Raw genomic sequence first — 17,277 nt, forward strand, 5'->3', positions numbered from 1 at the left:
CCCATGTCGCTTCGCGTCGCCGTGCAGATGGACCCCATCGAGCGCATCAACATCGCGGGCGATTCGACCTTCGCCCTGATGCTGGAAGCCCAGGCGCGCGGCCATTCCCTGCTCGTCTACGGCCCCGAGCGCCTGACCCAGACCGCGCAGGGCGTGTTCGCGGCCATGCGGCCGGCGGAGGTGCGCGACGTCGCGGGCGACCACGTCACGCTCGGCGAGGAGCGCCGCGTCTCGCTGGGCGAGGAGACCGACGTGGTGCTGCTCCGGCAGGACCCGCCGTTCGACATGGCCTACGTCACCACCACTCACATGCTGGAGCGGGTGCACCCGCGCACGCTTGTCGTGAATGACCCGGCGGAGGTGCGCAACGCGCCGGAGAAGATCTTCGTGCTCGATTTTCCCGAGCTGATGCCGCCCACCATCGTGACCCGCGACAAGGCCGAGATCGCGGCCTTCCGCGCCGAGCACGGCGACATCGTGGTGAAGCCGCTCTACGGCAACGGCGGCGCGGCGGTGTTCCGGGTGACCGCCGACGACCTGAACTACGGCTCGCTGATCGACATGTTCTCGACCACCTTCCGCGAGCCGTGGATGGTGCAGAAGTTCCTGCCGAAGGTCGCCGAGGGCGACAAGCGGATCCTGCTGGTGGACGGCGTGTTCGCGGGCGCGGTGAACCGCGTGCCGGCGGCGGGCGACCTGCGCGCCAACATGGTGCGCGGCGGCGCGGCGCAGACGACCGAGATCACCCCGCGCGAGCAGGAGATCTGCGCCCGCATCGGCCCGGAGCTGTCGCGGCGCGGGCTGCTGTTCGTCGGCATCGACGTGATCGACGGCAACCTCACCGAGATCAACGTGACCTCCCCCACCGGCATCCGCGCCATCAAGCGGCTGGGCGGCCCCGACGTGGCGGCGATCACCTGGGACGCCATCGAAGCCAAGCGGAGCCGCGCAGCCGCATGACGCTGAAGACCCTTCTCGCCGCAGCCGCGCTCGTCGCCTGCGCCGCCGGCGCGGCCCAGGCGCAGGACGTGACGCCGCCCGGCTTCCGCCTGCCGCCGATGCCGCCGATCACCGCGACGACGCCCGCGAAGGAGCTGTTCGGCCGGGTGACGCGCCCGAGCACGGGGCGCGAGCGGTCGATCGGCTTCTACTCCAAGGGCTGTCTCGCCAGCGCCTCCATGTTGCCGCTGAGCGGCCCGACCTGGCAGGTGATGCGCCCCTCGCGCGACCGGTTCTATGGCCGGCTGACGCTCGTGAGCTTCATCCAGCGGTTCTCGAAGCGGGTCGCCTCGAACACCTCCTGGCCGGGGGTGCTGGTCGGCGACATGTCGCAGCCGCGCGGCGGGCCCATGATCAAGGGGCACGCCTCGCATCAGATCGGCCTCGACGTGGACATCTGGCTGCGGCCGATGCCGAACCAGGAACTGACCATGGCGCAGCGCGAGACGCTGATGTCGACCAACGTCGTCGCCGAGAACCGGATCGACCTGAACCGCTTCTGGTCCGCCAACCACATGCAGGTGCTGAAGGACGCGGCGCTCGACCCGCAGGTGGAGCGCATTCTGGTCAACCCCGCGATCAAGCGCGCGGTGTGCCGGGACGCGCGGGGCGACCGCGGCTGGCTGCAGAAGGTGCGCCCGCAGTGGGGCCACGACTACCACTTTCACGTGCGGCTCGGCTGCCCCGCGGGCGAGGCCTCCTGCAAGCCGCAGGCGGACGTCGTGCCGGGCGACGGCTGCGGCAAGGCGCTGGACTGGTGGTTCACGCCCGGCCGGCTGTTCCCGAGGCCGCCGAAGATCCCGCCGAAGCCGCGGCCTCCGATGACGCTGAAGGACCTGCCGGCGGACTGCGCGGCCGTCATCCGCGAGCCGTGAAGGGCGGCCTAGGACTACGAAGCCAAGGGCGGAGTTCTTCGTCATTCCCCGGTTTATCCGGGGAATCCAGGCAAGACCGGCGGGCCGGGTGGGGCTGGCCTGGATGCCCCGGATAAACCGGGGCATGACGCGCGAAATCTGACGCTTGATCCGCCGTCTGGCGTCCTCCGGGGGAGCCGACCGGATAGATGTTCGCTTATTGTTCTTGACGGCGGTTTGCGCTCCGCTACCATCGCGTGCGTCAGGGCGGGGGCGGCGGCATGGTCGTGTGGGTCTCAACGGTGGCGTTCGAGGGCATCGAGGCGCGGGCCGTCGACGTGCAGGTGCAGGTCGCGCCGGGCCTGCCGGCCTTCAACGTGGTGGGGCTGCCGGACAAGGCGGTGACCGAGGCGCGCGAGCGGGTGCGCTCCGCGCTGATCGCCTCCGGCCTCGCGCTGCCGCCACGGCGCATCACGGTCAACCTCGCCCCCGCGGACCTCCCCAAGGAAGGCAGCCATTTCGACCTGCCGATCGCGCTCGGCCTGATGGCGGCGATCGGCGCCGTGCCGCAGGAGGCGCTCGCAGGCGTGACCGTGCTCGGCGAACTCGCGCTCGACGGCACGATCGCGAGCGTCGCGGGCTGTCTCCCGGCGGCGGTGGCCGCCGTCGCCCGCGGCCACGCGCTGATCTGCCCGGAGGCCTGCGGGCCCGAGGCCGCCTGGGCGAGCGCCGACCTCGCGATCGTCGCGCCGCGCTCGCTGCTCCAGATCGCGAACCACCTCAAGGGCGTGCAGGTTCTCGCCCGCCCCCGCCCCGGCCTGCCCGACGCCGTCGGCGCGCAGCCCGACCTCAGGGACGTGCGCGGCCAGGAGACGGCGAAACGGGCGCTCGAGATCGCCGCGGCCGGCGGGCACAACATCTTGCTCAACGGGCCGCCGGGCGCCGGCAAGTCGATGCTCGCGAGCCGCCTGCCCTCGCTGCTGCCGCCGCTGGGCGCCCGCGAGTTGCTCGAGGTCGCGATGATCCGCTCGATCGCGGGCGAGCTCGCCGGTGGGCGGCTGTCGAACCGCCGGCCGTTCCGCGCGCCGCACCACTCCGCCTCGATGGCCGCACTGGTCGGCGGCGGCGCGCGGCCCCGCCCAGGCGAGATCGCGCTCGCCCACAACGGCGTGCTGTTCCTCGACGAGCTTCCGGAGTTTTCGGCCCAGGCGCTCGACGCGCTGCGCCAGCCGCTCGAGACCGGTGAGGCGGTGATCGCCCGCGCCAACCACCGCATCGCCTATCCCGCCCGCTTCCAGTTGGTCGCCGCCATGAACCCCTGCCGCTGCGGCGGGGGCGAAGCCGGCCACGCCTGCCGCCGCGGCCCGCGCTGCGCCGCGGACTACCAGGCGCGCATCTCCGGCCCGCTGCTCGACCGCATCGACCTGCGCCTCGACGTGCCTGCGGTCAGCGCCGCGGACCTGATGGCGCCGCCCGCGCTCGAGGACAGCGCGACGGTCGCCGCCCGCGTCGCCGAGGCCCGCCGCCGGCAGGCGAGCCGCTTCGCGGCGCTTGGTCTGGAGGGCGTCGCCGTGAACGCCCATGCGCCGGTCGCGCTGCTGGAGGAGATCGCCCGTCCCGACGCCGCGGGCCTGAAGCTGCTGCGCGACGCCGCCGACGCGCTCAAGCTCTCCGCCCGCGGATATCACCGCGTGCTGAAGGTCGCCCGCACCATCGCCGACCTCGACGGCGCAGAGACCCTCGGCCGCATCCATCTCGCCGAAGCGCTGGCCTACCGCGCGGCGCCCGCCTCCGCCGCGCAGGCCGCGTGATCTTCCCGTTGCGATTCTCCATCCCCGCAGAACCGGACGCGGGCCACCCTCCTCGCGCCGAAGGCGTGGGGAGGGCGGCCTCGGCCGCAGGCCGAGGTCTGGTGGGGCCGTGGACGTCGAGCGCGACGCAGGGCGTGAATGGGAGCGCGGCGGGGACGTCAGAGCCTCATCCGGCGCCCGCCCCACCCGGCCGGGCTTCGCCCGTCCACCCTCCCCTCTATCGAGGGAGGGATCGCCCGCGCCTCATCCTCGAACCGAGGAGGGATCGAAGGCGCGGGATCCCTTCCGGCCTCGTCCTGAAACGTAAGCGAACCCTCGCGCTCACCGCGCCTTGGGATGCACCACCACCGTCGCGGTCATGCCGGCGGCGAGCGTCACGCCGGCCGGCAGCGGGTCGAGCCTGATGCGGACCGGGATGCGCTGGGCCAGCCGCACCCAGGTGAAGCTCGGGTTGACGTTCGCGATCAGGTCCGCGCTCGTGACGTTGTCGCGGTCGACGATCGCGCGCGCCACGCTCTCGACGTGGCCCGTGAGGTCGCCGTCGTGGCCCATCAGGCGCGCCGTCGCCGGGTCGCCCTCGCGGATGGCGCGGAGCTTCGTCTCCTCGAAGTAGCCGGCGACGTAGAACGAGTCGCTGTCGACCACGGCGACCGCCGCCTTGCCGGCCGTCGCGTAGTCGCCCTCGTTCAGCAGCAGGTTGGTGACGTAACCGTTGACGGGCGAGCGCACCACGGTGCGGTCGAAGTTGAGCTTCGCCACGTCGCGCTCGACGATCGCCTGCCGCCACGCGGCTTCGGCGGTGACGACCGCGGTGCGGGCCTGCTCGCGCGCTTCGTCGGCGACGGCGGCGGAGGTCAACTTGTCCCGGCGCTCCGCCTCCTTGCGCCGCTGCTGAAGTTCGCCGAAGCGCCCGTCGACGGTCGCCTCGGCCTGGTCGAGCGCGAGCTTGTAGCGCGCCTGGTCGATGACGAAGAGCACGTCGCCCTTCTTCACCGTCTGGTTGTCCTGCACGTTGAGATCGGTCGCCGCGCCGGAGACGTCGGGCGTCACCTGGATGACGTTGGCGCGCACGCGGCCGTCCCGCGTCCAGGGCGTGTCGGCGTAGGCGCGCCAGACGTACCAGCCGCCGGCGAGGGCGGCGGCGAAGACGACGAGGGTGAGGAGGACCCGAAAACTCCTCGCGGCGATCGACATGATTTGCAAAGCCTCACATCAGGACGGCGACGACCGCCGCCAGCGTCAGCACGTAGGCCGACACGTTGAACAGCGCGGGGTGCCAGACGAGCCGGTAGAAACCGGTCCGCTCCAGCAGGATGCGGAGCGGCTGCCAGATCAGGCCCGCCAGCGCCGCATAGAGCAGCAGCGGCGGCACGAACACGCCGAAGAGGTCGACCTCCTTGATCACGCCGCGGCCTCCCCGACGCCTCGCGCCGCGCCGAACAGCGCGGGATGCTGCGCGAGGCTCGACCGCAGCGCCGCGATCCAGACCGCGAGCTCCGCGGCTTCCGCCTCGTCGGCGGGGCCCTGCGCCAGCGCCGCGCCGAGCGCCGCGTCCAGCCGGTCGAGCGGCGGGGCGGAGGGCTCCTGGCGGGCGAGCCGGCGGAAATGGCGTGCGAGTTCGGCGAGAGCGCCGGCGAGCGGCGCGCCGACGGCCGGCGGCAGGCCCCGCACCACGCGGCGCAGCGCCAGGGTGTTGAGGCCGACGCGCAGCGCCGCCAGCGCGCCCTGCTCCAGCGCGAGCTGGCGCGGGTCGGCGAGGTCGAGGCGGGCCATGAGCCCGTTGATGCGGTCGAACATCCGGCTTTCGAATCCGATGCGCGTCGGCGCTTCGCGGCTCGCCGCCGCCTCCGCGAGGTCGCGCCGCAGCCCCGCGACCAGCCGCGCCACCGGCCAGGTCGTCCCGATCGGCCGCAACACCCGGAGCAGCGCGGTCGCCAGGCCGAGGCCGAACAGGCTCGCGACCGTCGTGTTGGCGTAAGCCGCGAAATCGTAGGTCATCACGTTGCTCAGCGACATGATGTTGATCGCCCCGAGGCCGAGCGCGAGCGCGCGGAGCGTGTAGGCGGGGATCGCCATGGCGTAGGCGGTGGCGAACACCAGCGGGGCGAGCGCGAGACCGAGCGCCTCGAAGCCTTCGAGCCGGGGAAGCACGCCGAACAGGTAGACCCCCGCCACCAGAGCCCCCACGGCCGTCATCACGGTGAAGCCGCCGGCCGCCGCGGCGGGGTCGTCCGCCTGGGCGAACAGGCTCGCCATGACAGCGACGAAGATCACCGCGCCCGCGCCGCTCGCCCAGCCGGACAGGATCCAGAACGCGAAGGTGCCGGCGAGCGCGACGAAGGCGGCGGCGGCCGCGGCGGCGGCAAGTTGGTAGTCGCGGTAGCGCTCCAGCGTCGCGGGGGCTTCGCCCGATCCGCGGTCCGCGTCCGGCGCATCGAGCGCCGAGAGCGTGTCGAGCTCGCCGCGCAGGGCGAGGAGATCGGCGACGCGCACAAGGATCGTGCGCTCCAGCACCGCGTCGCCGCTCGCCTGCATCGCGGCGAGATCGGGCGCGGCGGCGAGCACGGCCCTGGCCGCCGCGCCGCGTTCGTCCGAGGAGACGCCGCGGGCCATCGCGTTCGCGGCGCCGGCGAGCGCGGGCGCCAGCGCCTCGAAGCGGTCCGGGCGCTCGGCGCGCAGGATCTCCATGCGGTCATGGATCGCGACGACCAGCGCGAGGAACGAGATCAGCCGCCCGTGCAGCAGCCTGATGCGACGGTTGGAGAGCCGCACCGTGGCGCTGTCGAACGAGGCGTGGATCCGCAGACCGTCGAGCGTCGCGACGTTCGCGACCAGCGCGCGCCGGTCGCGCAGCACCCGCGCCGGGTCGGGTCGGCCGCGCAGCGTGTCGGCCGCCCAGCGCGACGCCGAGTCCAGCGCGGTGTCCGCGGAGCCCCGCAGAGCGCGCCCGGCGCTGCGCGGGAAGAACACCTGGCTCAGGATGGTCGCGGACGCGAGGCCGACGAAGATTTCGGCGACGCGGTCGAGCGCGGCCAGAAACACCGTGTCCGGCGCGTCCACCACCGGAAAGGCGATGATCGCGACGGTGTAGCCGGACAGAAGCGCGCCATAGGAGGCCGGCGCGTCGCGCAGATAGATCGACACGAAGACGCAGCCGGCGATCCAGAGCGAGACCGCCACCACGAACAGCTCGCGGGCGTCGTAGAGCGTCGCCGTCGCCGCGACGGCGACCACTCCGCCGATGCAGGTCCCGACGACCCGGTACAGCGCCTTGGACAGCACCATGCCGGTCAGCGGCTGGGAGACGATGAAGACCGTCATGATGGAGCTCGACGCCTGCGGCAGCTCGACCACGAAGGCGACGAAGGCCGCGAGGCCGGCCGCCAGCGTCGTGCGCGTCGCGAAGATCAGGCGGTCGCGGACGACGGGGCTCACGAGCGCGCGCTCCGGTCGAGCGCGAGCCGCGCGAGCAGCCGGGTCGCCGCGGCGATCTCCTCGATGGGGGCGCCCTCCAGCATCTCCGCGCAGACCTCCGCCACCACCTGCTTGAGCCGCGCCGTCTCGTCGCGGCCCCGCGCGGTGAAATGGAGCGTCTTGGCGCGGCGGTCAGTGGGGTCTTCACGGCGCTCGATCAGTTCGGCCTCGGCCAGCCGATCGAGCAGGCGGACGAGAGACGGCCCCTCGATCCCGAGCGAGTACGCGAGGTCGTGCTGGCGCGCGCCCTCCCCCAGCCGGTCGAGGTGCAGCAGCGGGCGCCAGCTCGCGTCGCTCAGGCCATAGCGTGCGAGAGCCTCATCGATCGCCCGGCGCCAGCGGCGCGCGGCGAGCGTCAGGCCGAAGCCAAAATCGGTCACGGAGGAGGGCGACGGGCGAGGCGACATCCGAACTAATTAGGAAACTATCTAATAGTCCGCTAGCGATATCGTGCATGGCTGGAGCGCGCGCGGCACGGCCCGCATCGACCCCGACCCTCTTGCTCGCACGTGCGAAGGCGTCATCCTGCGCTGCGGGAACCCTATGGCCGCGCTCGCGTTCCCTGTTCTTACGTCGCATTGATCAGGGGGTCGCATGAACGAAGCGGTGACGCTCGTGGAGGGGGCGGCCGAGCGGCTGTCCTGGCTTCCCGACTGGGGCGCCAGCCTCATCCTGCTCGCGCTCGGCGCGGCGGTCGCGATCGCGGCGCACCGCCTCGCGTTTCGCATGCTGACGACCTTCGTGGCCGAGCGCAGCCTGTTCTGGCGCTCGCTCGTGTCCCGCACGCGCGGCCCGACGCGGCTTGCGGTGCTGATCTTCGTGTTCTCGATCGTCGCCTCGGCGGCGCCGCTGACGACGGGCCAGGCCGACGGGATCCGGCACGGCCTGCTGGTCGCGTTCATGATCCTGATCGGCTGGGCGGCGACGACGGCGCTGCACATCTGGACGGTGATCTACCTCCGGAAGTTCAGGCTCGACTCCGAAGACAATCTACTCGCCCGCAAGCATCTGACGCAGATGAAGATCTTCGAGCGGGCCGGCGTCACTCTGCTGTTCGTGATCACCATCGGCGCCGCGCTGATGACCTTCGACGGCGTGCGGCAGTACGGCGTGTCGCTGCTCGCCTCGGCCGGCGCAGCGGGCCTCATCCTCGGCCTCGCGATGCAGCCGGTGCTCGCAAACCTCGTGGCCGGCATCCAGCTCGCCATCACCCAGCCGATCCGGCTCGACGACGCGATCGTGGTGGAGAACGAATGGGGCTGGGTCGAGGAGATCACTGCGACCTACGTCGTGGTCCGCCTCTGGGACTGGCGGCGCCTGGTGCTGCCGCTGAAATACTTCATCGAGAAGCCGTTTCAGAACTGGACCCGCGAGGGCGCGTCCATCATCGGAACGGTGATGCTCTATGTCGACCATACGGCGCCGGTGGCGCTGATGCGGGCGAAGCTGGACGAGCTCGTGAGGGCCTCGCCGCTCTGGGACGGGCAGGTCGTCAACCTGCAGGTGTCCGACGCCAAGGAGCACGTGATCGAGGTGAGGCTGCTGGTCTCGTCGAGCAGTTCGCCGCGCGCCTGGGACCTGCGCTGCGAGATGCGCGAGAAGATGATCGTGTGGCTGGCGGCCGAGCATCCCTACGCTCTGCCGCGGCTGCGGACCGACATGGGCCGTCAGCCAGCGCCGGATCCTCGTCGGCATCAGGAGCGCGAGGAGCGCCGCGCTCAGCCGGCGCTGAGGGCCGCCGGAGCGTAAGGGCGCGATCGGCGTCTCGCCCGGCCCGGGCCGGACGCCGATCGCGACGGGTCAGCCGACGCTGACCATGTCCGGGGTGATGTCCGCGATCCGAAGCGCGCCAACCTGCTTCATGATGGTGTCGAACTCGCGCTGCATGATCGCCAGCACGGCCGCCACGCCGGGCTCGCCGAAGGCGGCGAGGCCCCAGCAGTAGGGCCGGCCGATGCAGACGGCGGTCGCGCCCATCGCCAGCGCCTTGATGACGTCGGTGCCGCGGCGGAAGCCGCCGTCGACCAGCACCGGGATCTTGCCGTTCACGGCCTTCACGACCTCGGGCAGCGCCTCGATGGTCGGGTAGAGGCTCTCCTCGGCGCGGCCGCCGTGGTTCGACACGATGATCGCGTCCACGCCGTGCTTCAGCGCCTCTTCCGCGTCCTCATGGGTGACGATGCCCTTCAGCACCAGCTTGCCCTTCACGATCTTGCGCAGGCGATCGACGTAGTCCCAGGTCATGCCGGTGCCGTAGAGGTTCGTGACCTTCGACACGTCGAGGTCGTCGAACATCGGCTTGCGGCTGACTTCGTTCGCGAAGCCGCCGGCGTGGCAGTCCTTGCAGTTCCGGGTGTCGTCGCGGCGCAGGCGGAACAGCGTCTCGGTGTTGCGGCCGCCCTGGCGGTCGACGGTCAGCACGATCGCGGGCGCGCCGGCCGCCTCCGCGCGCTTCACCAGCGCCTCGGTGACCGTCCAGTCGTCGGTCGGGTAGAGCATGTACCAGACGGGCGCGCCGCGGGCCTCGGTGACGTCCTCGATCGAGGTGGAGCCCACCGTCGAGAGGATCATGCCGTTGCCCTTGACCTTGGCGGCCTTGGCGACCGCGGTCTCGGCCTCGGGGTGAAAGGCGCCCTGGCTGCTGACCGGCGCCAGCATGATCGGCGTGGCGTAGGTCTGGCCGAAGATCGTGACGCTGGTGTCGATCTTGCGCACGTCGATCAGGCGGCGCGTGCGGATGCGGATCTTGGAGAAAGCCTCGTGGTTGGCCCGCAGCGTCTCGTCGCCATCGACGCCGCTCGCGAGGTAGCCGTAATGGGCGGGCGGCAGCGCCTTCTTGGCCGCCGGCTCGAAGTCCATCACGTTGAGCGCCTGCTCCGGAGCCGCGATGACGTCGCCGACCGCCTGCGCCGGAGCGCGGAGGACATCGTAGCTCTGGGCGAGCGCGCTGGTGGAGCCGAGCGTGAGCGAACCGACGAGGGTCCGCACGGCGGTCGGCGTCATCACGGGACTTGCGGCGAGGAAGCGGATGAAATTGCGGCGGTCCGTCAGGCGGGCGTCGGAAGCGTCGGACATGTCGTCTCCTGATAAACGTCGGGGACCAAGACGCGGGCTCATGCTCGCAGGCGACGGCGAGAGCTGCGCTCCTACGCCGCACCCTTCAAGCTGCGCCCAAGTCGGGGGAGCGGAAAGGCGTTTTTTCATTGGACTAAAGTAGCACTAGCGCCGTAGCCCGCGCCCGCCGCCCTGTCCACCGAATAATGCCGCACCGCACAAAAAGCCGGGAGCCGCTCGCCCCGCTTCGCCCGAGCGCCGCCGTCCGGGCCGACGGCCCGCCGGCAGCCCGGACGGCTCACATAACCGGCGATGATGACGCCGGCGCTACGATCAGCGCGTCGCCCGGCGCCAGATCCAGACGGCGAACGCGCCGAAGGCGGCGAAGAAGATGATGTTGAACCACGGGATGATCGTCGGGTTCGGTTCGGACCGCCGGATGTTGACGGCGTTCGGGAACCACGACAGCAGGTTCAGCCGCCAGCCGTACTTGGTGACGACGGCGATCCCCTTCTCCGAGGCGATGGAGGCCGCCACCGCCTGCTCGTCCGCGCTGTCGAACTTCAGGTAGAACGGAAAGCCCCAGCCGGTGTCCTCGTTGCGGTAGACGTGCGGAGCCTTGGTCTCCACGTCCTCGGCGAAGATGTAGTAGACGTCGCGCCCCTGGGTCGGGCGGTCGCCGTTCTGCAGCGGCTTGCCCGTCATGTCGACGCGGCGGTTCTCGACGCCGATGATCCGCACGACATCGTGCCGCGGCAGGTAGAAGTGCAGGAACGCCGCCCCCGGCAGCACCGCGAGCAGGGCCACGACGGCGACGATCACACGGGTGCGGTTGAACATTCCTGAAATCTCCGGCGGCGGGCCTTTATCCGTAGGATGTGGGTCTCGGCGAGACCAGAGGCAATCAGCGCGCGGCATTGATTTTGGCATCGCTGGATGCCACTTTTCGTGCCTGAAGGAGACGATCCATGCGCACCACTGTCGCCATCGATGACGAGTTGATCGCGAAGGCCCAGGAGTACACAGGGGTCAAGGAAAAGGCGACGCTCGTCCGGATGGGCCTCGAGGCGCTCGTCCATCGTGAAGCCTCGCGCCGCGCCGCAAGGCTCGGAGGCATCGCTCCTGGGTTCAAGGCGCCGCCGCGCCGCAGGCTGCCGCCCGAGTGATACTGGTCGACACCTCGGTCTGGGCCGACCACCTCGGCAAGCCCGATAGTGCGCTCAGGCAGTTGCTCGACGACGGCCAGGTTCTGATGCACCCCTTCGTCCTGGGCGAAATCGCTCTTGGAAGCCTGCCAAAGCGCGCCAGCGTGCTTGCGACGCTCGGGGCCATCGACCAATGCGAGGTCGCATCAATCCCGGAGATCGAACATCTCATCGAGACTCTCGACCTTTGGGGGACGGGCGTCGGCTATGTCGATGTCCATCTGATCGCGTCGACGATCATGATGCTCGACGGCGCCCTCTGGACCCGGGACAAGCGCCTCAGAGCCGCCGCCGAACGCCTGGGCGTCGCGGCGGCGGGTCTCGCCTGACCCTCACCGCACCAGGAAATTCCGGAACTGCCAGGGGTCGCTCTCGTCGAGGTCCTCCGGGAACAGGCCCGGGCGGTTCTGCAGCGGCGTCCAGTCGGTGTAGTAGCCCTTCACCGGACCGAGGTAGGGCTTCTGGATCTCCAGGCAGCGCTTGAAGTCCATCTCGTCGGTCTCGACGATGCCCTCGTTCGGGTTCTCGATCGCCCAGACCATGCCGGCGAGGATCGCGGAGGTCACCTGCAGGCCGGTCGCGTTCTGGTAGGGCGCGAGTTCGCGGGTCTCCTCGAGCGAGAGCTGCGAGCCGTACCAGTAGGCGCCCTTGCCGTGCCCGTAGAGCAGCACGCCGAGTTCGTCGATCCCGTCGACCAGTTCGTCCTCGTCCAGCACGTGCAGCGTGTCCTGCACCTTGCCTTCCGCGCCGAACAGCTCGTGCCACGACAGCACGGCGTCGTCGGCGGGATGGTAGGCGTAGTGGCAGGTCGGACGGTAGACCGCCTTGCCGTCCTCCCGGACCGTGAAGTAGTCGGCGATCGAGATCGACTCGTTGTGGGTGACAAGGAAGCCGTACTGCGGACCCGGCGTCGGGCACCAGGTGCGCACCTTGGTCGCCGCGCCCGGCTGCATCAGGTAGATCGCCGCCGCCTTCGGGTCGTCGTGGGTGCGGGCGTTCTCCGGCATCCAGGTCTCGTGCGTGCCCCAGCCGAGCTCGGCCGGCTGCAGGCCTTCCGAGATGAAGCCCTCCACCGACCAGGTGTTGAGGAACACGTTCCGCGGCTTCGGGTCGGTGGTGCGCTGGGTGTCGCGCTCGGCGATGTGCACGCCCTTCACCCCGATCTGGCGCAGCAGCGCCGCCCACTCCTCGCGGGTCGACGGCTCCGGCGTGTTCAGGTTCATGTCGGCCGCGATGTTCAGCGCCGCCTGCTTCACGAAGAACGAGACCATGCCGGGGTTCGCGCCGCAGGTGGAGACGGCGGTCGGCAGGCCCTTCGGCGAGCGACGGCGCAGGTCGAGCGTGATCTCGCGCAGCGCGTAGTTCGAGCGCTCCGAGGGACCCTTGGTCTTGTCGAAGTAGAACCCGAGCCACGGCTCGTTGACGGTGTCGATGTAGAGAACGCCGAGCTCCTGGCAAAGCGCGATCAGGTCGGCCGAGCCGGTGTCGACGGAGAGGTTCACGCAGAAGCCGCGGCCCTCGCCCTTGGTCAGCAGCGGCGTCAGGAACGCGCGGTAGTTCTCCTTCGTGACGTGCTGCTGGATCAGCTCGTAGCCGTGCTTCTCGGCGATGTGCTTGTTGAGGTCGCTCGGGTCGATGATCGACACCCGGCTCTTGTCGAACTCGAAGTGGCGTTCCAGCAGAGGCAGCGTCGCCCGTCCGATGGAGCCGAAACCGATCATCACAATGGGACCGTCGATCTTGGCGTACACCGGGTGGTCCGTCATTCTTTCGCGCTCCTGGGCTGGTCTGACGCGGCGGACGCCGCGCGGCCCGATAAAGGCCGAACGGCGTCGTAGAATCAACAGCCTGGGGGTGACACGGGGATGACGTCGCCCGGCCCGGCCGGCGTCAGACGTTCCAGCGGCGGGCGATCAACCGGTCGAGCGACAGCGCGCCGGGGCCCCGCGCGACGATCAGCAGAAAGCACGCCGCCCAGACGCCGTGGGTCGGCCAGGCGTCGGGATAGACGAAGATCTCGATCACCAGCGTCATGCCGAGCAGCGCCAGCGCGGCGAAGCGGCTTGCGAGGCCCAGCACGAGGAGGATCGGAAACACGTGCTCGGCGAACGCCGCGCCGTAGGCGGCGACCGTCGGGTCAACCAGCGGCAGCCGGTACTCCTCCTGGAACAGGTAGACCGCGCTGTCGGACAGGCCGAAGCCGTCCACCTTGGTCTGGCCGGACTGCCAGAACACCGCCGCGGGGAACACGCGCGCGGCGAGCGCCAGCGCCGAATAGGGGATCGCTTCGAACAGGCCGACGATCCGCCGAACGCCGGCGGCGAGAGGCCCGCGGGGCGGGACGCGGGCGGCGAGAGGGACGGCGGTCATGGCTGGAGCTCCGGGTTCGGGGGCGGGTCGATCGTCGCGACGAGACCGGCCGCGATCAGGCCGGACAGATTGAGGGTCAGGTCGAAGTCGGGCGCGACGCGGCGAGCAATCGCGCAGGCGCGCCCCAGCGCGCGTCCGCTTCCAAGCGCCGCGAGAAAGGCCGCGCCGCCTCGGGGCAGCCGCCGCACATGGACCTCGAGCTCCGGCCGCGTCACGAGCCCGTCTTCGGCGAGAAGCCCGGCGATCGGGCCGAGCTCCGCCTCGTCGGCGTTCATCGCCCAGATCGATACGACCGGATGCGGCGACCGTACGACGCCGACCGATGGATGGAGCCGAAGCCCCAGCTCCGGCAGCGTCTCGGGCGGAACCGCGGCGAAGGCGTCCGCTACGAGCGGCACGGCGTCGGCCGCGTGGTAGGCGCGGGTGCGGGCGGCCTCGAGCCGGGCGACGTCGCCGAGGTAGGGAAGCTCCGCGAGATCAGGCGCCGCTGCGATGAATTCGGGAAAGGCCTCGCCATAGACCATCATCAGGGTGGAACGCGGAGGGTGCGCGTGGATGAACCCGCGCGCGAGCTCCGCGAAGAAGGCGTCGCCGACGATCCGCCGCACGGCGGGGAAGCGCGCGGCGAGCGCGCCTCCGAGACCGACCGCGACGTTGTTGCGGTAGACCGCGAAGCGTCGCTCCGGCCGGAGGCCGCCCGCCGCGGCGAGATCGGGGGGCGGGGCCGCGTGCGGATCCAGCGCCGCCGCGGCGAAGCGCGCCTGGGCGGCCGCGCTCACGCCGCGATCTCACTGCGCTTGGCGTCAGCGCCGCCACGCGGCGCGCTTCGGGCGGCGCGGTCGAGCCACGCCTGCGCGACCATCGCCTCCGCGCGCAGCTCGGACCAGGCCGGCACGTCGTTGTCGCGCTCGATCAGCGTCGGCAGCGGGCCGGTCCGTTCGAGCGTCCGCGCGTAAAGCGCCCAGACCGGATCGGCCACCGGCGCGCCGTGGGCGTCGATCAGCAGCGGCGCGCCGCCGTCGTCCTCGGCCAGATCATGACCAGCGAGATGGATCTCGCCCACCGCTCCTAAGGGGAAGGCGTCGAGATAGGCCTCCGGCGACGTCCCGTGATTGGTGGCGGAGACCAGCACGTTGTTGATGTCCAGCAGCAGCCCGCAGCCGGTGCGGCGGGCGACTTCAGCGAGAAACGCGGCTTCGGGAATCTCGCTTTTCACGAACAGCACGTAAGTCGCGGGGTTCTCGAGCAGCAGGCGCCGGCCGAGCGCGCTCTGCGTCTCGTCGACGTGGGCCACCACCCGGGCGAGCGTCGCGGCGGTGTAGGGCAGCGGCAGCAGGTCGTTCAGAAACACGCCGTCGTGCGTCGACCAGGCGAGATGCTCGGAAAAGCTCTCGGGCCGGTAGCGGTCGCACACCAGCTTCAGCCGCGAGAGATGCTCGCGATCGAGCGGCCCGGCGCCGCCGATCGACAGGCCCACGCCGTGGATCGAAAGGGCGTGGTCCAATCTCAGCCGGCCCAGTTGCGCGTGCGGCGGCCCGCCGGCGCCCATGTAGTTTTCGGCGTGGACCTCGAAGAAGCCGGCGAAGTCGGCGTCGGCGAGCGCATCGGTGAAGTGTTCGGGCTTGAAGCCCACGCCCGCGGTCGCGGGCAAGGTGGTCGGGATCATGGCGTGCGCTCCGGGAGTTGGAGACGCGCGCCGGACGCCGCGGCGGCCGAGCCGGCGCCGCGTCCGGCGGCGATCGTCACATCTTGATCGGGGTGAGCGATCCCATGCCCTTCGGCGTCTTCATCGTCACGCAGGAGCCCGCCGGGACCGCTTTCCAGGCGTTGCCCTGGTAATCGACCTTGGCGGTGCCGGCGCAGGTGGTTCCCGCGCCCGCGGCGCAGTCGTTCTGGCCCTTCATGGCGACGCCGTAGCACTTCTCCTTGCCGGCCATTTTGTCCTCGGCGGACGCGGGCGCGGCGACGGAGGCCAGCGCGGCGGCGAACGAACCCGCGAGGGCGACGGCGGCGATTCGACGATTCATGACTGTTCTCCTGAAGTAGATCCGGGCTCTCATCGGCCCGTGCCATGGTCTTCGTCAGGAGACGGACGTTCGTTACAGCGACCCGCTTGAATTTTGAAAGGCGGCGTCCGGCTTGACCGGGGAGCGCCTGTAACGCTTCCTGCGTCTCGCGCGTAAGTCGGATCGAGGATGCTTCGTGAACGAGCGTGAACGGGACTGGGCGGCCTGGATGGCGGAGGCGGAAGCGGGCGACACGTCCGTCTATCGTCGCCTGCTCGCCGAGCTCGCCGTGTTCCTCCGAAAGGTGGTCCGGCGCCGCGCCGGGAGCTTCGGCGTGGACGACGCGGAGCTGGAGGACGTGGTCCAGGAGGCGCTGCTCGCGATCCATCTGAAGCGCGGCACCTGGGATCCGGCGCAACCCGTTGGTCCGTGGGTGGCGACGATCGCGCGCAACAAGCTGACCGACGCGCTGCGGCGCCGCGGCCGGCGGATCGTCGTGCCGATCGAGGACGTCGAGGAGGTCCTCGCCGCGCCGCAGGAGGACGAGGGCCTGTCGGCTCGCGAGACCGACCGGCTGCTCTCCGTGCTCAAGGGACGGCAGCACGACGTCGTGCGGTCGATCTCGCTGGAGGGCGCGGACATCCGCGCGACGGCGGAGAAGTTCGGCATGAGCGAGGGCGCCGTGAGGGTCGCGCTGCACAGAGGGTTGAGCGCGTTGTCCGCCGCCTACAGGAGCTTCCGGGAATGAGGACGAGCGATCTGATCGAGGCCCTGGCCGCCGACGCCGCCACGCCGCCCGCGCGGCTCGGCCGTACGTTCGCCTTCGCTTTCGCGCTCGCGGTCGCCGGCGCCGCGCTCGTCTTTGCCGTGAAGCTCGGACCGCGGCCCGACTTCGTCGACGCGCTCGGGACCGTGCGGTTCCCGTTCAAGTTCGTGGTGACCGGCGCGTTTGGAGCCGCCGCCGCGCTGCTCGCGCTGCGGCTCGCGCGGCCGGGCGCCTCGGTGCGCAGCGGCGTTCTCGCGCTCGGCCTAGCCGTCGCGGTGCTCGGGGCAGGCGTGCTGGCCGAGCTGGCGGTGACGCCCGAGGCGACTTGGGCGGCCCGGCTCGTGGGCCACAACTGGCTGGTCTGCCTGATCAACGTGCCCGTGCTGTCGGCCATCCCGCTGTCCGCGCTGCTGATCGCGCTCCGTCGGGGCGCGCCGGCGTCGCCGTCGCTCGCCGGCGCTGTCGCGGGCGTGGTCGCCGGCGCGATCGGCGCGACGTTCTACGCCGCTCAGTGCCCGGACGACTCGCCGCTGTTCGTGGCCGTTTGGTACACGTTGGCGATCGCCATCGTGGCGACGGTCGGGGCCGTCGTCGGGTCGCGTCTGCTGCGGTGGTGAGGCCACGCCACCCAACGTCGCGCCGGCCCTCGCACATTTGTGGCGATGGCGCGACTTTTCCGTGAACGATCGTCCACTGGGCGCGTTCTAGGCCTGCTGGCGTCGGGGGCGGCGCCGGGGA

At 71.0% G+C, this 17,277-nt stretch carries 19 protein-coding genes; 8 read left to right on the forward strand and 11 right to left on the reverse strand.

Annotation, left to right across the window (positions count from 1 at the left end; all coding sequences use genetic code 11):
• The first annotated feature begins 3 nt into the window (after positions 1-3).
• From gshB to JOD31_RS14935, 3 genes are all read left to right on the forward strand, one after another.
• Positions 4-960 carry a glutathione synthase gene (gshB, locus tag JOD31_RS14925; protein ID WP_204951210.1) on the forward strand — a complete coding sequence of 319 codons (957 nt, stop codon included), beginning with the start codon at positions 4-6 and terminating at the stop codon, positions 958-960.
• Positions 957-1,874 carry a penicillin-insensitive murein endopeptidase gene (gene mepA, locus JOD31_RS14930; protein ID WP_204951211.1) on the forward strand — a complete coding sequence of 306 codons (918 nt, stop codon included), beginning with the start codon at positions 957-959 and terminating at the stop codon, positions 1,872-1,874. Before gshB ends, mepA begins: the two co-directional genes overlap by 4 nt.
• A gap of 260 nt (positions 1,875-2,134) precedes the next feature.
• The gene (locus JOD31_RS14935; protein ID WP_204951212.1) at positions 2,135-3,664 is read left to right on the forward strand and encodes a YifB family Mg chelatase-like AAA ATPase; all 1,530 of its coding nucleotides are present in this window, start codon (positions 2,135-2,137) and stop codon (positions 3,662-3,664) included.
• 321 nt (positions 3,665-3,985) lie between these two features.
• Here JOD31_RS14935 and JOD31_RS14940 read toward each other — a convergent pair whose 3' ends face one another.
• The 4 genes from JOD31_RS14940 to JOD31_RS14955 are packed head-to-tail and all read right to left on the reverse strand — an operon-like array spanning position 3,986 to position 7,518.
• Positions 3,986-4,858: an efflux RND transporter periplasmic adaptor subunit gene (locus JOD31_RS14940; protein WP_204951213.1), complete on the reverse strand. Its 873-nt coding sequence runs from the start codon at positions 4,856-4,858 to the stop codon at positions 3,986-3,988.
• Between the two features lie 13 nt (positions 4,859-4,871).
• Positions 4,872-5,069, reverse strand: a complete 198-nt coding sequence (locus JOD31_RS14945) for a DUF1656 domain-containing protein (protein WP_103120251.1) — start codon at positions 5,067-5,069, stop codon at positions 4,872-4,874.
• A complete protein-coding gene (locus tag JOD31_RS14950) occupies positions 5,066-7,099 on the reverse strand; it encodes an FUSC family protein (RefSeq protein WP_204951214.1) in 2,034 nt (677 codons plus the stop codon). Before JOD31_RS14950 ends, JOD31_RS14945 begins: the two co-directional genes overlap by 4 nt.
• Positions 7,096-7,518 carry a MarR family winged helix-turn-helix transcriptional regulator gene (locus JOD31_RS14955; RefSeq protein ID WP_271206191.1) on the reverse strand — a complete coding sequence of 141 codons (423 nt, stop codon included), beginning with the start codon at positions 7,516-7,518 and terminating at the stop codon, positions 7,096-7,098. Before JOD31_RS14955 ends, JOD31_RS14950 begins: the two co-directional genes overlap by 4 nt.
• 214 nt (positions 7,519-7,732) lie before the next feature.
• Between JOD31_RS14955 and JOD31_RS14960 the strand changes: the two genes are divergently transcribed.
• On the forward strand, positions 7,733-8,887 hold the full coding sequence (locus JOD31_RS14960; RefSeq protein ID WP_204951216.1) for a mechanosensitive ion channel family protein: 1,155 nt from the start codon (positions 7,733-7,735) through the stop codon (positions 8,885-8,887).
• 51 nt (positions 8,888-8,938) lie between these two features.
• On the opposite strand, the gene JOD31_RS14965 is transcribed toward JOD31_RS14960, so the two are convergent.
• Positions 8,939-10,213, reverse strand: a complete 1,275-nt coding sequence (locus JOD31_RS14965; protein WP_204951217.1) for an alpha-hydroxy acid oxidase — start codon at positions 10,211-10,213, stop codon at positions 8,939-8,941.
• A 312-nt stretch (positions 10,214-10,525) separates the two neighbouring features.
• Positions 10,526-11,032 (reverse strand): DUF1523 family protein, encoded by a 507-nt coding sequence (locus JOD31_RS14970; protein WP_204951218.1) that lies wholly within the window; start codon positions 11,030-11,032, stop codon positions 10,526-10,528.
• A 128-nt stretch (positions 11,033-11,160) separates the two neighbouring features.
• On the opposite strand from JOD31_RS14970, the gene JOD31_RS14975 reads away from it, so the two are divergent.
• Together JOD31_RS14975 and JOD31_RS14980 are read left to right on the forward strand one after the other, a co-directional pair.
• Positions 11,161-11,358, forward strand: coding sequence for a type II toxin-antitoxin system VapB family antitoxin (locus JOD31_RS14975; protein WP_204951219.1), 198 nt, complete (start codon positions 11,161-11,163; stop codon positions 11,356-11,358).
• Positions 11,355-11,726, forward strand: a complete 372-nt coding sequence (locus JOD31_RS14980; protein WP_204951220.1) for a type II toxin-antitoxin system VapC family toxin — start codon at positions 11,355-11,357, stop codon at positions 11,724-11,726. The genes JOD31_RS14975 and JOD31_RS14980 overlap by 4 nt, the downstream gene beginning before the upstream one ends.
• 3 nt (positions 11,727-11,729) lie before the next feature.
• Here the strand turns inward: JOD31_RS14980 and JOD31_RS14985 are convergent, their stop codons facing one another.
• The 5 genes from JOD31_RS14985 to JOD31_RS15005 all read right to left on the reverse strand — a co-directional run bounded on the left by JOD31_RS14985 (position 11,730) and on the right by JOD31_RS15005 (position 15,794).
• Positions 11,730-13,163 (reverse strand): homospermidine synthase, encoded by a 1,434-nt coding sequence (locus tag JOD31_RS14985; RefSeq protein ID WP_204951221.1) that lies wholly within the window; start codon positions 13,161-13,163, stop codon positions 11,730-11,732.
• A 124-nt stretch (positions 13,164-13,287) separates the two neighbouring features.
• Positions 13,288-13,767, reverse strand: coding sequence for a DoxX family protein (locus tag JOD31_RS14990; RefSeq protein WP_204951222.1), 480 nt, complete (start codon positions 13,765-13,767; stop codon positions 13,288-13,290).
• Entirely contained in the window at positions 13,764-14,546 is a 783-nt protein-coding gene (locus tag JOD31_RS14995; protein ID WP_204951223.1) for an HvfC/BufC N-terminal domain-containing protein, read from the reverse strand. Before JOD31_RS14995 ends, JOD31_RS14990 begins: the two co-directional genes overlap by 4 nt.
• Positions 14,543-15,433, reverse strand: coding sequence for an MNIO family bufferin maturase (gene bufB / locus JOD31_RS15000; protein ID WP_204951224.1), 891 nt, complete (start codon positions 15,431-15,433; stop codon positions 14,543-14,545). The genes JOD31_RS14995 and bufB overlap by 4 nt, the downstream gene beginning before the upstream one ends.
• 76 nt (positions 15,434-15,509) lie before the next feature.
• Positions 15,510-15,794 (reverse strand): BufA1 family periplasmic bufferin-type metallophore, encoded by a 285-nt coding sequence (locus JOD31_RS15005; protein WP_204951225.1) that lies wholly within the window; start codon positions 15,792-15,794, stop codon positions 15,510-15,512.
• A 175-nt stretch (positions 15,795-15,969) separates the two neighbouring features.
• Here JOD31_RS15005 and JOD31_RS15010 point away from each other — a divergent pair, with 175 nt between their 5' ends.
• Together JOD31_RS15010 and JOD31_RS15015 are read left to right on the forward strand one after the other, a co-directional pair.
• Positions 15,970-16,521 (forward strand): sigma-70 family RNA polymerase sigma factor, encoded by a 552-nt coding sequence (locus JOD31_RS15010; RefSeq protein ID WP_204951226.1) that lies wholly within the window; start codon positions 15,970-15,972, stop codon positions 16,519-16,521.
• On the forward strand, positions 16,518-17,156 hold the full coding sequence (locus JOD31_RS15015; RefSeq protein ID WP_204951227.1) for an NrsF family protein: 639 nt from the start codon (positions 16,518-16,520) through the stop codon (positions 17,154-17,156). Before JOD31_RS15010 ends, JOD31_RS15015 begins: the two co-directional genes overlap by 4 nt.
• Positions 17,157-17,277 lie beyond the last annotated feature (121 nt).

Source organism: Methylopila capsulata, from assembly GCF_016907975.1.
GTDB classification, from domain to species: Bacteria; Pseudomonadota; Alphaproteobacteria; order Rhizobiales; family Methylopilaceae; genus Methylopila; species Methylopila capsulata.

Excerpts from the sequence above, each read along its gene's own strand:
- gshB (WP_204951210.1), top strand. The coding sequence starts at position 4 with ATGTCGCTTCGCGTCGCCGTGCAGATGGACCCCATCGAGCGCATCAAC.
- mepA (WP_204951211.1), top strand. The coding sequence starts at position 957 with ATGACGCTGAAGACCCTTCTCGCCGCAGCCGCGCTCGTCGCCTGCGCC.
- JOD31_RS14935 (WP_204951212.1), top strand. The coding sequence starts at position 2,135 with ATGGTCGTGTGGGTCTCAACGGTGGCGTTCGAGGGCATCGAGGCGCGG.
- JOD31_RS14940 (WP_204951213.1), bottom strand. The coding sequence starts at position 4,858 with ATGTCGATCGCCGCGAGGAGTTTTCGGGTCCTCCTCACCCTCGTCGTC.
- JOD31_RS14960 (WP_204951216.1), top strand. The coding sequence starts at position 7,733 with ATGAACGAAGCGGTGACGCTCGTGGAGGGGGCGGCCGAGCGGCTGTCC.
- JOD31_RS14965 (WP_204951217.1), bottom strand. The coding sequence starts at position 10,213 with ATGTCCGACGCTTCCGACGCCCGCCTGACGGACCGCCGCAATTTCATC.
- JOD31_RS14970 (WP_204951218.1), bottom strand. The coding sequence starts at position 11,032 with ATGTTCAACCGCACCCGTGTGATCGTCGCCGTCGTGGCCCTGCTCGCG.
- JOD31_RS14975 (WP_204951219.1), top strand. The coding sequence starts at position 11,161 with ATGCGCACCACTGTCGCCATCGATGACGAGTTGATCGCGAAGGCCCAG.
- JOD31_RS14985 (WP_204951221.1), bottom strand. The coding sequence starts at position 13,163 with ATGACGGACCACCCGGTGTACGCCAAGATCGACGGTCCCATTGTGATG.
- JOD31_RS14990 (WP_204951222.1), bottom strand. The coding sequence starts at position 13,767 with ATGACCGCCGTCCCTCTCGCCGCCCGCGTCCCGCCCCGCGGGCCTCTC.
- bufB (WP_204951224.1), bottom strand. The coding sequence starts at position 15,433 with ATGATCCCGACCACCTTGCCCGCGACCGCGGGCGTGGGCTTCAAGCCC.
- JOD31_RS15005 (WP_204951225.1), bottom strand. The coding sequence starts at position 15,794 with ATGAATCGTCGAATCGCCGCCGTCGCCCTCGCGGGTTCGTTCGCCGCC.
- JOD31_RS15015 (WP_204951227.1), top strand. The coding sequence starts at position 16,518 with ATGAGGACGAGCGATCTGATCGAGGCCCTGGCCGCCGACGCCGCCACG.